Raw genomic sequence first — 12,590 nt, 5'->3', positions numbered from 1 at the left:
ATAAACTTTCCCGCAATCGACCCGTATTGCGAAGCGAAGTCATCGATATTGCGGAAACAGATACCCACCCGATGCCGAAAAGTTGCCGACCCGCATAGCGACGACGAGGCCCTGCCCGCGACTGAATACGCAGGTCAGGGCCTCGCCTGTTAGAGTCAGACGCCCAGGCTGCGGCCGATGATCTCTTTCATGATCTCAGTGGTGCCGCCGTAGATGGTCTGCACCCGCGCATCCAGGTAGGCCCGCGCGATCGGATATTCGCGCATGTAGCCGTAGCCGCCGTGCAATTGCAGGCAGCGGTCGATCAAGTGGACCTGCTTCTCGGTGCTGTACCACTTGGCCATCGCCGCCTGCTCCGCCGTCAGCTGCTTGTCCAGGTGCAGCCGGATGAACTCATCGACCATCATCCGCACCACGGTGGCCTCGGTGGCCAGCTCGGCGAGTAGGAACCGGCTGTTCTGGAAGCTGCCGATCGGCTTTCCGAACGCCTTGCGCTCCTTGGTGTAGGTGATCGTCTGCTCCAGCGTGGCCTCCATTGCCGCTGCGGCCATGATCGCGATGGAGATCCGCTCCTGCGGCAGGTTCTGCATCAGATAGATGAAGCCCATACCCTCCTGGCCCAGCAGGTTCTCCACCGGCACGTGCACGTCGGTGAACGACAGCTCGGCGGTGTCCTGGGCGTCCAGCCCGATCTTGTCCAGGTGGCGGCCGCGTTCGAAGCCGGCCATGCCGCGCTCCACCACCAACAGGCTGAAGCCCTGGGCGCCCTTCTCCGGGTCGGTCTGGGCGACCACGATCACCAGGTCGGAGTGGATGCCGTTGGTGATGAAGGTCTTGGACCCGTTGAGCACGTAGTGGTCGCCCTGCTTGACCGCCCGGGTCTTGATGCCCTGGAGGTCGCTGCCGGTGCCCGGTTCGGTCATCGCGATCGCGGTGATCAGCTCACCGGTGCAGAACTTCGGCAGCCAACGCTGCTTCTGCTCCTCGTTGCACAACTCCAGCAGGTAGGGGGCACAGACGTCGTTGTGCAGGCTGAAACCGATGCCGCTGTAGCGACCGGCGGTGGTCTCTTCGGTGATGATCGTGTTGTAGCGGAAGTCCGGGTTGCCGCCGCCGCCGTACTCCTCGGGCACCGCCATGCCCAAGAAGCCCTGCTTGCCGGCTTCGAGCCAGACACCGCGGTCGACGATCTTGGCCTTCTCCCACTCCTCGTGGTGCGGCGCGACGTGGCGGTCCAGAAACGCCCGGTAGGACTCCCGGAACAGCTCGTGCTCGGGCTCGAACAGGGTTCGCTGGTACTTGACTGCGGCGCTCATCGCCTGACCTCCGAGATCGACGGAATCTTTCCGACGACAATAGACCAACCGGATGGTTGGGAGGTCAGAGGCCTGCGCTGAAGCGGGCTTCAGTGCCCGGTGCGGACTACCGCGCGTCCGCCCCGGTACGGCGCGGCCCGCCCCGCCGTGCCGGTCGCTGGGCGGCTCCCGGCGCCGCGGCGCGACGCCGGCGGGCGCTGCCCGATCCGCGGTTCTTCGGCGAAGCGGGCCGCGGCGGCGGGGCCGCCATGGGGACGGGCATCTGCAACGGGGCGATGTCGCCGACCAACGCTTGCACCGCCGTCGAGTCGATGCCGACCTGTTGCGGGGCGACGGTGATCCCGGCCCGGCGCAGCAGTACCTGGGTGTCCTTGCGCTGTTCGGGCAACACCACGGTTACCACGTCGCCGGCGCTGCCGGCACGTGCGGTGCGGCCCGAGCGGTGAAGGTAGGCCTTGTGTTCGGCCGGCGGGTCGACGTGGACCACCAGCTGCACCTCATCGACGTGCACGCCGCGCGCAGCGATGTCGGTGGCCACCAGCACCCGAGCCGACCCGGCGCTGAACGCGGCCAGGTTGCGGTCCCGCGCGGGCTGAGACAGGTTGCCGTGCAGGTCCACTGAGGGGATGCCGGACTCGGTCAGTTGCTTGGCGAGCTTGCGGGCCTGATGTTTGGTGCGCATGAACAGGATTCGGCGACCGCTGCCGGACGCCAACCGGTGCACCAGATCCCTCTTGTCCGCCGCCCCCGCGACGTGAAACACGTGATGTGTCATGGCCGGCGGCGGCGCTGCGACGTCATCGACCGAATGCGACACCGGATCGTGCAGGAAGCGCCGCACCAGCTTGTCCACGCCGTTGTCGAGGGTCGCCGAGAACAGCAGTCGCTGACCGGTGGCCGGGGTAGCGGCCAGAATCCGCGTGACGCCCGGTAGGAATCCGAGGTCGGCCATGTGGTCGGCTTCGTCGAGCACCGTGATCTGCACGGCATCCAGGCTGATCAGCTTCTGCTTCATCAGGTCTTCGAGGCGCCCCGGGCAGGCCACCACGATGTCGACGCCGCCGCGCAGCGCCGTCTCCTGCCGGCTCTGCGCCACCCCGCCGAAGATGGTGGTGACCTTCAAGCCGTAAGCCGCCGCAAGCGGTTTGACCGTCGCGGTGATCTGGGTGGCCAACTCCCGGGTGGGCGCGAGCACCAGGCCCGACGGCCGGTTCGGGCGTCGGCTGGTGTCGGCCAGCCCGGCTACCAACGGAATTGAGAACGCCAGTGTCTTGCCGCTGCCCGTCTTTCCGCGACCCAGCACGTCGCGCCCGGCCAGGGTGTCGGGCAGGGTATGGATCTGGATCGGAAACGGCGTGGTGATCTCGTTGTCGTGCAGCGCCGCCACCAGTGGGGCGGGCACGCCGAGGGAGCCAAAGGATACAGAAGATTCAGTCATGAGTGCGGTGCCTTTCCGGCATCGGTTGCGCTGCTGGAGCCATAAGAGGTCGGGTGCCGGCGGCGCAAAGTGGCGAGATTGCCGGTGGGCAAAATCGATCGCCGCGAGAAGAGCTTGTGCTGGACGCACCGTCCACCGGGTATCGGTGGCGAGTAAGCGTTCCACGACGTACCGGCGTCCTTTGACGCCAGCGTTGGTTGTGAGCCTAGCGCACCGGTGCGCGCAGCCCGAAACCTCTGTGACCGATCACACGCCGTGAACGGCTGCTACGCCTGGCCGAATTCTCGCAGGCTGGCTGCCAGCGCCGCCGGTACCCGCGCCCTGATCCGGGTGCCGCCCTCGCCGTGCTCGGCTTGGGTGAGCCGGCCCTGTTCATGCACCCGAGCCACCAAATCGCCACGCTCGTAAGGGATCACCACATCCACCGCGGTGTCGGCCGGTGCTACCAACTGCCCCATCCGGCGGCGCAGCGACTCTATACCGTCGCCGGTGTGCGCCGAGACGAACACCGCGTCGGGCAGCGCGCGACGCAACTGGGCCAGCGCCAGATCCCCGGCGACGTCGATCTTGTTGACCACCAACAGTTCCGGCGCAGGCTTGGCGTCCCGCTCGGCGATCACCTCGGAGATCACCTGACGCACCGCGCTGATCTGGGCCAGCGGCGCGGGATCGGCGCCGTCGACCACATGCAGCAACAGGTCGGCGTCGGCGACCTCCTCCAGCGTGGACCGGAACGCCTCCACCAACTGGGTGGGCAGATGCCGGACGAAGCCGACGGTGTCGGTGAGCACGAAGGGCCTGTCATCTTCCAAATACCCACGGCGCGTGGTGGGTTCGAGTGTGGCGAACAGCGCGTCCTGCACCAGCACCCCGGCGCCGGTCAGCGCGTTGAGCAGACTGGACTTGCCGGCGTTGGTGTAGCCCACGATTGCGATGGAGGGAACGTCGCTGTGCAGGCGCCGGCTGCGCTGGGTGTCGCGCACCTGCTTCATCGCCTTGATCTCGCGGCGCAACTTGGCCATCCGCTCCCGGATGCGTCGCCGGTCGGTTTCGATCTTGGTCTCACCTGGGCCGCGCAGTCCCACCCCGCCGCCGCTGCCGCCGGCCCGGCCGCCGGCCTGCCGTGACATCGACTCGCCCCAGCCGCGCAGCCGCGGCAGCATGTACTGCATCTGCGCCAGCGCCACCTGTGCCTTGCCCTCGGCGCTGGTGGCGTGCTGGGCGAAGATGTCCAGGATCAGCGCGGTGCGGTCGATCACCTTGACCTTGACCGCCTTCTCCAGCGCGGTCAGCTGCGCCGGCGACAGCTCACCGTCGCAGATGACGGTGTCGGCACCGGTGGCCAGCACCACCTCACGCAATTCGACGGCCTTGCCGGAGCCGATGTAGGTGGACGGGTCGGGCCGGTCGCGGCGCTGGATCAGTCCCTCGAGCACCTGCGAGCCGGCGGTCTCGGCCAGCGCCGCCAACTCCACCATGCTGGCGTCGGCCTCGGCGGCACTGCCCTCGGTCCACACCCCGACCAGCACCACCCGCTCGAGGCGCAGCTGGCGGTATTCAACCTCGGAGACGTCGGCGAGTTCGGTGGACAGCCCCGCGACCCGGCGCAGCGCCGTGCGGTCATCGAGGGCCAGTTCACCGGTGCTGGGAAGCTCGGGATGACTCACTGCGCCGACCACCACCCCGCCGCGATGTCGCCGCGGGCCACCAGCTCCGACGGCCCGCGCAGATAACTGGTCGCCTCGGTGACGGTGACCCGGACCTGCCCGCCCGGGATGTCGACGCGCAGCGTCCCGGTCGACGCGCCGGCGTCGGCCAGTGCGGCCACCGCGGCGGCCACCGTGCCGGTGCCGCAGGACCGGGTCTCCCCGACCCCGCGCTCATGCACCCGCATCGACACCACACCGTCACGGGCGGCGGTCAGGACTTCGACGTTCACCCCGTTTGGGAACTGCCCGCGGTCGAAACTGACCGGCGCGGCCACATCCAGGGCGGCCAGCTCGGCTGCCGACAGTGCCGGATCCACGCACGCCAGATGCGGATTGCCCACGTCGACGGCGAGCCCGGCGAATCGCCGTCCGCCCACCACCGCCTCGCCCGGTCCCAGCGTGTTGGCCTTGCCCATGTCGACGGTGACCTCCGCCCGCACGTCGTCGGCGTGGTGCACGGCGATCGGCCGCGGCCCGGCCAGCGAGCCGACGACGAACTCGTCGGCCGATTCCAGGCCGGCGGCGCGCAGGTAGTGGGCGAAGACCCGGATCCCGTTGCCGCACATCTCGGCCACCGAGCCGTCCGCGTTGCGGTAGTCCATGAACCAGTCGCCGGCCGAGACCCCCTCGGGCAGCTCGTCGAGCACGCCGGCGGCCACGGCGGCCCCGGCGGTGGTCACGCGCAACACCCCGTCGGCGCCCAGGCCGCGGCGCCGGTCACACAGCGCGCTCACCGCGGCGGCCGTCAGGTCCAGCTCCACCCCTAGGTCCGGCAACACGACGAAATCGTTCTGGGTGCCGTGGCCCTTGGCGAAAAGCATGTGCTCAGGATACGTGCCGCCACCCGGCCAGTGCCGCGTCGAGCAGTCCGCCGCCGGCGGCGTCCAACCATTCGATGCGGTGGTCGCGGCGGAACCAGGACCGCTGCCGGCGCACGTAGCGGCGGGTCCCGATGAAGGTGGGCTCGCGGGCGCCATCACCGTTGCCGCCCGCATCCAGGTCGGCGATCACCTGGGCGTAGCCCAGCGCCCGGGCGGCGGTGACCCCGTCGCGCAACCCGGTCTCCAACAGCCCCACCACCTCGGCCACCAGGCCGCGGTCGAACATCGTCGCGGTCCGGGCGGCCAGCCGTTCGTCGAGAAGCACGGTGTCGCAGTCCAATCCGATGATCGCGGTGTCCCAGCGGGGGACGCCGATGGTGGGCGCAGACGCGGCGAACGGCCGGCCGGTCAGCGCCACGACTTCCAGCGCCCGCACGATGCGCCTGCCGTCGGTGGGCAGGATCGCCGTCGCCGCAGCCGGGTCGACGGCGGCCAGTTCGGCATGCAGCGCGGCCACTCCGATGTCGGCGAGCCGCTGCTCGTAGCGGACCCGCACCGCGGGGTCGGTGGCCGGAAAGGACCAGTCGTCGAGCAGCGCCTGCAGGTAGAGCATCGATCCGCCGACGATGATCGGTACCGCGCCGCGGTTCATGATCGCCTCCACATCCGCGGCGGCGGCCTGCTGGTAGCGGGCGACCGTCGCGGTCGCGGTGACGTCGAGGACGTCGAGCTGGTGGTGCGGGATGCCGCGTCGCTCGCCCGGCGACAGCTTGGCGGTGCCGATGTCCATGCCCCGGTAGAGCTGCATGGCGTCGGCGTTCACAATCTCAGCTGATCTCCCCGACTTTTCCAGGCCTTCGGCCAGATCCAGCGCGAGCTGCGACTTGCCGGTGCCGGTCGGCCCGACGACCGCGATCGGCCTCACGGCTCCCAGACCCCGACGAAGTAGCCCACCCCGTAGGGGGCGCCGCGGTAGAGCTGCGTGGCGGTACGCGGCCGCTGCCCGACCAGCCCGGCCAGTGCCGCGAACGCCGCCCGGCCGACGACCTGCGGTGGCAGCCGCACCAGGCCGGCGACATCGCCGCAGGCCAGCGCGTCGTCGAGGGCACGCTGGACGTCGACGTCGGCGGGGCGATGTCCGCCGGGGGCCGCCGCGGTCAAGGTGTTGGCCCCGTCGGCCAGCACCAGCACCCCGATCGGCTCGCCCGACTGCTCGATCTCGGCGCGCAGCCGCCTCCCGGCGGCCAACGCCGCATCCGGATCGGTGTAGGCGTGCACCGCCACCTGGCCGTCCGAGCGCAGCTGGGCGCTGATCCACCCGGCGACCAGGGCGCACAGCGGCAGGTCGGCCGACCGGGTGGCACCGGGCGACAGCCCAACGGTGACCTCGGCCCCGTATCCGGCGAAACTGCCGGCGCTGTCGGGTCCCCATGTCCCCTCGGCACCGGCCCCCAGGGCCACCCAGCGTGGCGGCAGCGCCTCGGCGGCCGCCAGCGCCGCGGCCCGCAGTTCGGCGGCCTCAGGCGCGCTACCGGCCAGTTCGGGCACCAGAACCGGCGCCGACGGGATGATCGCTAGTCCGCCCAGCACGAAACCCAAGTTAGCTGCTCGTCGGCGACGCCAGCGGTTCGGCGACGTCGGTGCCGCCGGCGTCGGCGACGATCGTGGCCGCCTCGCCGCGGGCCAGTGCCGCCGTCGCGATGACGATCAGCACCACCCCGATGATCACCGCGAGGTCTTCGACCCCACCGGCCTGAATGTGCTCATTGAGCAGCAGCACACCCAGCGCACTGGCCACCAGCGGCTTGGCCACGATCATTGTTGGCATCGACGCCGTCAAGGCGCCGGCCCGGAACGCCGATTGCTGGAAGATCATCCCGGCCAGCGTCGCGGCCAGCCACGGGATCAGTGCCGGCGCGCGCAGCACCGCGGCGAAGCCGTCGGCCTTGAGGACCTCCACGAGCACTTTGGTCAGCAACGCGAACACCGCCAGCGAGGTCCCGGCCACCACCGCCAGCAGCACCGCCGCCGCCGGCCTTCCCTTGTAAATCCGCGCGGTCAGCACGCAGCCCACCAGCACCGCGGCCAACACCACCGACACCGTGATCCAGGTGCGTGCCGGCGCATGCTGTTTGCCCTCGGTCGGGTCGCCGACGATCACCACCACCGCCAGTGCCGCGGCCAGCAGCACCGCCCACATCCACTCCCAGTTGGTGACCCTGCGGTGGGTCAACCAGGCGTACATCGGCAAGGCGAACAACAGCGCGGTCACCTGCAGACCGGTCACCAGGATCACCGAACCCACCGCCAACGCCAACGCCTGTAGCGCGTAATTGGCCACCGCCGCGGCGCCGCCGCCCCACCAGCGCGCGTCGCGCAGCGACAACCAGAACAGCTGTAGGTGCCCGACCTGCTGGTCGGTGATCTCCTGGGCGGACCGCTGACGGATCACGTCGCCGATCGCGGACGCCAGCGCGGCACACAGCGCGAGCAACGCCGCGATGACATTTCCTGCCGACATGGCCCCTCCTCAACCGCGCAAGAATACCCGCCGGACGGCGATCCGCCCGGTCGCCGCCGAGTTGCCGGTACAGCGCGGCGGTTAACTGCTTGAATACTCCTGGATACTTCTAGGTAGATCGAAGGCGCCGCGGTGCGCGGCAGATGCGCGGGTTGACCGCGAAGGGTTAGGTGACGACAGCGATGACCATCGACAGCGGTTCGTCCGCCCCCACCCCCCGCCCGGGCCCGCGACCTGGGCCCCGCCCCGGCCCCAGGCCCGGAACCCGGCCCGCCCCGGTCGTTGCCGGTCCGCCCAACGCCGATCCGCACCGCTTCGGGCGGGTCGACGACGACGGCACGGTGTGGCTGGTCACCGCGGCCGGCGAGCGACAGATCGGCTCCTGGCAGGCCGGTGACCCCGAGGCGGCGTTCGCGCACTTCGGCCGGCGATTCGATGATCTGAGCACCGAGGTCGCCCTGCTCGAGGAACGCCTGGCCTCCGGGAGCGGCGACGCGCGCAAGATCAAGGCATCCGCGGCGGCGCTGGCCGAGTCGTTGCCGACGGCGAATGTGCTCGGCGACATCGACGCGCTGGCGGCGCGGGTAACCGCGGTCGGCGAGCGTGCCGACGCCGTCGCCGCGGCCAATCGGGCGCAGCGTGACGAGCAGCGGGCCGCGGCGACCGCCCGCAAGGAGGCCCTTGCCGCCGAGGCCGAGGAACTGGCCGCGAACTCGACGCAGTGGAAGGCCGCCGGCGACCGGTTGCGGGCCATCCTCGAGGAGTGGCGCACGATCACCGGCCTGGACCGCAAGACCGATGACGCGCTGTGGAAGCGTTATGCCGCAGCGCGAGACGGCTTCAACCGGCGGCGCGGCTCGCACTTCGCCGAACTGGACCGCGGGCGGGCGGGAGCGCGCGAGGACAAGGAACGGTTGTGCAGGCGGGCCGAGGAGCTGGCCGGCTCCACCGACTGGGCCGCCACCAGTGCCGCATTCCGGGAGTTGCTGACCAGCTGGAAGGCGGCCGGGCGGACGACCAAGGACGCCGACGAGGCGCTGTGGCAGCGGTTCAAGGCCGCCCAGGACACCTTTTTCAGCGCTCGCAACGCCGCCAACGCCGAACGCGACGCCGAACTGGTGGCCAATGCCACGGCGAAGGAGGCGCTGCTGGCCGACGCCGAGCGGATCGACCCGGCCAATCAGCATGCGGCGCGCAGCGCGCTGCGCTCGATCGTGAACAAGTGGGACGAGATCGGCAAGGTCCCCCGCGAGCGCTCCGCCGACCTGGAGCGGCGGCTGCGTGCCGTGGAGAAGAAGATCCGCGACGCCGGCACGGCCGCCGACGCCGCCGGTGTGGATCCCGAAGCCCAGGCGCGCGCCGCCCAGTTCCGTACCCGCGCTGAGCAATTCGAGCGCCAGGCGCAGAAGGCGCAGGCGGCCGGCCGCGACAAAGAGGCCGCCGAGGCCAACGCCAGCGCTGAACAGTGGCGGCAATGGGCCCAGGCCGCCGAGCAGGCACTCAACCGGCGCTGACCCACCGATGTTTGGCGGCCGGGCAGGCCGGGTTAACCCCTTGGTGACAACGACCATCTCACCTGGGGGAAGTATGGCCAGCAATATCACCGCAGCTCTCGACGTCAAGCGGCCGATCCGGACGGTCTACAACCAGTGGACCCAGTTCGAATCGTTCCCGCAGTTCATGGCGGGCGTCGAGCGCGTCGAACAGCGCGACGACACCCACCTGCACTGGACGATCAAGGTCGGGCCCGCGACCCGGGAGTTCGACGCCACCATCACCGAGCAGCACCCCGAGGAACGGGTGGCCTGGCGATCGGACACCGGTCCCCGGCACGGCGGCGTGGTGACCTTCCACAAAATCGATGAGGGCACCACCCGGGTGACCACCCAGATGGACATCGACCCGGACGGCGTCGTGGAGAATGTCGCCGACAAACTCAACATCCTCGACCACCGGGTCCACTCGGATCTCAAGCGGTTCAAGGACTTCATCGAGAACCAACCCGCGGAGACCGGCGCATGGCGCGGGGACGTACCGCGGCGCTGACGGCCCCCGCCGCGCGGGTGTTCCGCTGGGGGGCCGCCGCGCGGCACCGTCGGTTGTTCCATCCGTCCGGCGTACTGGCAACCGGCTTCCTGGACCGGGTCGCACCGGCCGACGAGGGTCTGCCGGTGGGGTCGTCGCCCGTCGTCGCGCGTGTCTCCAAGGGTGCCGGCACTCCGGGCGCGGCACCCGACGCCGTCGGATTGGCCCTGCGGGTGCCCCTCTCCCAGCACGAGCCGGACTGCTGGGACATCCTGCTGGTGTCGGCGGGTTCGGGGATGTTCGGCCGCGCGCTGGGGCTGCGTCCGGTGCTGTCATGGGCGGGCCTGGCCATGACCACTCTCATGCCGCTGGGCTATCGGGAAGACACCTGGTGGCTCCGCGCCCGGTTGGTCACGCCGGTGCACGGCTACGGATTGGCGCTGGGCAGCATGCGGCGCGAGATCGAGCGGGGCCGGGTCTGCTTCGAACTCGACCAGGCCCGCGGCACGGGGGACTTTCATCCGTTGGCCGATCTGGTGCTCACCGGCCTCGATCAGCGCCACGACGTGTCATTCGACCCGATCGTGAACACCGCGCCGGGGGTGGTTTTGCGTCCCCGGTGGCTGGCGGAGCTGCGCGCCCAGGCCTATCGGGGAAGCCGCGAGGGCAGGGGTGCGCCGCCGGTCACTCGCCGGGCGGCCGGTCGTCCGGACGCTTGATGTCGTCCAGCAGTCCGCGGGGCTGGCGCTGCGCGGTGCGCCGGCGGCGCTCTTCCTCGGCGGCCAGTTGGACCGCGGTGCGCGACCACACCAGTCGCGCCCAGTGAAACGTCAGCACGATCACCGTGATCCAGCACAGGATCAGTCCGAAGCCGGGCCCCGGATGGCCTTGCATCACGGTCTGCCGCGACCATACGGCCAGCAGTCCGGCCACGCTGGCCACCGCCGAGCCCGCCAGCGCCACCCAGGCCACCGTCCAGCGCCGGGTCATCAGCGCCAGCATCGAGAACCCGACCCCGAACACCAGCGCCAGCCACATGAACAGCCGCGACGGCAACGTCACCAGCGCTTCGTCGGAACCGTTGGCCGCGAACAACACATCCCAGCCCCGCACGGTTCCGGTGTGCGGCAGCAGAAACGACGCCAGCAGCACGAAGACAGCGATCGAGACGACCAGTCCCCTGCCGCCGGGATCGATTTCGCTGGCGACGCGCCGCTCCGCGGCCTCGATGTCGGCCCGATAGGCCTCGAAGTCGTCCGGGTTGCCGCCGTGACCGCTCATCGGGCCACCCCCGGCATCTTCGGCATGCCCAGCCCGACACCGGGTGGGGGGCCGGCGTGGCTGTCGCCCGCCCGGGTGCGGCGGTGACTGTGCAGCGGCCCGTCGGCCAGCAGGTGGTGCGGTGCGGCGCCGGTCACCGTCGTGGTCACCACGTCACCGGGACGCACATCGGCGCCGCCGGGCACGAAGTGCACCAACCGGCCGTCGCGGGCCCGACCGCTCATCCGCGCCGTCTGGGCGTCCTTGCGCCCCTCCCCGACCGCGACGAGCACCTCGACGCTGCGCCCGACCTGTGCCCGGTTCTCGGCCAATGAGATCTCCTCCTGGAGGTCCACCAAGCGGTCATAACGTTGTTGGACAACCTCTTTGGGCAGCTGGTCGGGTAGCTCCGCGGCCGGCGTTCCGGGACGCTTGGAGTATTGGAAGGTGAACGCGGCAGCGAATCGGGCGGCCCGTACCACCTCGAGGGTGTCGTCGAAATCCCGTTCGGTCTCGCCCGGGAACCCGACGATCAGGTCGGTGGTGATCGCCGCGTCCGGGATGGCGGCCCGGACCCGGTCGAGGATCCCCAGGTAGCGCTCGGCCCGGTAGGAGCGGCGCATCGCCCGCAGCACCACATCGGAGCCGGATTGCAGCGGCATGTGCAGCGTGGGACAGACGTTGTGGGTCTGCGCCATCGCCTCGATGACGTCGTCGGTGAACTCGGCCGGATGCGGAGAGGTGAACCGGACCCGCTCCAGCCCGTCGATGTCCCCGCAGGCCCGCAGCAGCGATGCGAACGCCCCCCGGTCGCGCGGCAACTCCGGGTCGGCGAACGAGACGCCGTAGGCGTTGACGTTCTGGCCCAGCAGCGTCACCTCGAGAACGCCCTGGTCGGCAAGCGCCCGCACTTCGGCCAGGATGTCGTCGGGGCTACGGTCGACCTCGCGGCCCCGCAGCGACGGCACGATGCAGAACGTGCAGCTGTTGTTGCAGCCGACGGAGATGGAAACCCAAGCCGCGTAGGCCGATTCCCGCGCGGCCGGCAACGATGACGGGAACTCCCGCAGCGACTCGACGATCTCGACCTGCGCCTGGCGGTTGTGTCGGGCCCGTTCCAGCAGCACCGGCAGCGACCCCAGGTTGTGCGTGCCGAACACGACGTCCACCCACGGTGCCCGGCTCAGCACGCCGTCCTTGTCCTTCTGAGCCAGGCAGCCGCCGACGGCGATCTGCATGTCCGGGTTGCTGCGCTTGTTCGGCGCCAGGTGGCTCAGGTTGCCGTAGAGCTTGTTGTCGGCGTTCTCCCGCACCGCGCAGGTGTTGAAGACCACCAGGTCGGCGTCGGTGCCCGCGGCGGCGCGGCGGTAACCGGCCTGTTCCAGCATGCCGGCGATGCGTTCGGAGTCGTGAACATTCATCTGGCAGCCGTAGGTGCGCACCTCATAGGTGCGCAGCTGTTCGGAAATCACCGGCGAACTCACCCGGACTATGGTACGT

General features: G+C 70.2%; 12 protein-coding genes. 3 read left to right on the top strand and 9 right to left on the bottom strand.

What is annotated here, in order from left to right; genetic code table 11:
* Window positions 1-155: 155 nt before the first annotated feature.
* The 7 genes from ACAG20_RS17590 to ACAG20_RS17560 form a co-directional block, all read right to left on the bottom strand.
* Window positions 156-1,316 (bottom strand): acyl-CoA dehydrogenase family protein, encoded by a 1,161-nt coding sequence (locus tag ACAG20_RS17590; RefSeq protein WP_112688730.1) that lies wholly within the window; start codon window positions 1,314-1,316, stop codon window positions 156-158.
* Window positions 1,317-1,422: 106 nt separating this feature from the next.
* Window positions 1,423-2,754: a DEAD/DEAH box helicase gene (locus ACAG20_RS17585; RefSeq protein WP_370493497.1), complete on the bottom strand. Its 1,332-nt coding sequence runs from the start codon at window positions 2,752-2,754 to the stop codon at window positions 1,423-1,425.
* A gap of 266 nt (window positions 2,755-3,020) precedes the next feature.
* Window positions 3,021-4,421: a GTPase HflX gene (hflX, locus tag ACAG20_RS17580; RefSeq protein WP_112688738.1), complete on the bottom strand. Its 1,401-nt coding sequence runs from the start codon at window positions 4,419-4,421 to the stop codon at window positions 3,021-3,023.
* The gene (gene dapF / locus ACAG20_RS17575; protein ID WP_370493496.1) at window positions 4,418-5,284 is read right to left on the bottom strand and encodes a diaminopimelate epimerase; all 867 of its coding nucleotides are present in this window, start codon (window positions 5,282-5,284) and stop codon (window positions 4,418-4,420) included. The genes hflX and dapF overlap by 4 nt, the downstream gene beginning before the upstream one ends.
* 4 nt (window positions 5,285-5,288) lie before the next feature.
* Entirely contained in the window at window positions 5,289-6,209 is a 921-nt protein-coding gene (gene miaA, locus ACAG20_RS17570; RefSeq protein WP_370493495.1) for a tRNA (adenosine(37)-N6)-dimethylallyltransferase MiaA, read from the bottom strand.
* Window positions 6,206-6,874, bottom strand: coding sequence for a hypothetical protein (locus tag ACAG20_RS17565; protein ID WP_370493494.1), 669 nt, complete (start codon window positions 6,872-6,874; stop codon window positions 6,206-6,208). The genes miaA and ACAG20_RS17565 overlap by 4 nt, the downstream gene beginning before the upstream one ends.
* Before the next feature lie 10 nt (window positions 6,875-6,884).
* Window positions 6,885-7,805 carry a DMT family transporter gene (locus ACAG20_RS17560; RefSeq protein WP_370493493.1) on the bottom strand — a complete coding sequence of 307 codons (921 nt, stop codon included), beginning with the start codon at window positions 7,803-7,805 and terminating at the stop codon, window positions 6,885-6,887.
* 182 nt (window positions 7,806-7,987) lie between these two features.
* Between ACAG20_RS17560 and ACAG20_RS17555 the strand changes: the two genes are divergently transcribed.
* The 3 genes from ACAG20_RS17555 (at window position 7,988) to ACAG20_RS17545 (ending at window position 10,549) form a co-directional block, all read left to right on the top strand.
* A complete protein-coding gene (locus ACAG20_RS17555) occupies window positions 7,988-9,319 on the top strand; it encodes a DUF349 domain-containing protein (RefSeq protein ID WP_370493492.1) in 1,332 nt (443 codons plus the stop codon).
* Between the two features lie 73 nt (window positions 9,320-9,392).
* Window positions 9,393-9,851 (top strand): SRPBCC family protein, encoded by a 459-nt coding sequence (locus ACAG20_RS17550; RefSeq protein ID WP_370493491.1) that lies wholly within the window; start codon window positions 9,393-9,395, stop codon window positions 9,849-9,851.
* Window positions 9,824-10,549 (top strand): phosphodiesterase, encoded by a 726-nt coding sequence (locus tag ACAG20_RS17545; RefSeq protein ID WP_370493490.1) that lies wholly within the window; start codon window positions 9,824-9,826, stop codon window positions 10,547-10,549. Before ACAG20_RS17550 ends, ACAG20_RS17545 begins: the two co-directional genes overlap by 28 nt.
* On the opposite strand, the gene ACAG20_RS17540 is transcribed toward ACAG20_RS17545, so the two are convergent.
* Both ACAG20_RS17540 and miaB read right to left on the bottom strand, forming a co-directional pair.
* Window positions 10,515-11,111, bottom strand: a complete 597-nt coding sequence (locus ACAG20_RS17540; protein ID WP_370493489.1) for a hypothetical protein — start codon at window positions 11,109-11,111, stop codon at window positions 10,515-10,517. The two genes, ACAG20_RS17545 and ACAG20_RS17540, sit on opposite strands and share 35 nt — an antisense overlap.
* Window positions 11,108-12,583, bottom strand: a complete 1,476-nt coding sequence (gene miaB / locus ACAG20_RS17535) for a tRNA (N6-isopentenyl adenosine(37)-C2)-methylthiotransferase MiaB (protein WP_370493571.1) — start codon at window positions 12,581-12,583, stop codon at window positions 11,108-11,110. Before miaB ends, ACAG20_RS17540 begins: the two co-directional genes overlap by 4 nt.
* Window positions 12,584-12,590: the final 7 nt, after the last annotated feature.

Source organism: Mycobacterium sp. pW045 (genome assembly GCF_041287085.1).
Classification (GTDB): Bacteria; Actinomycetota; Actinomycetes; order Mycobacteriales; family Mycobacteriaceae; genus Mycobacterium; species Mycobacterium algericum_A.
Note: the sequence above shows the minus strand (reverse complement) of the source record. Positions and strands in the feature narration are given on the sequence as shown.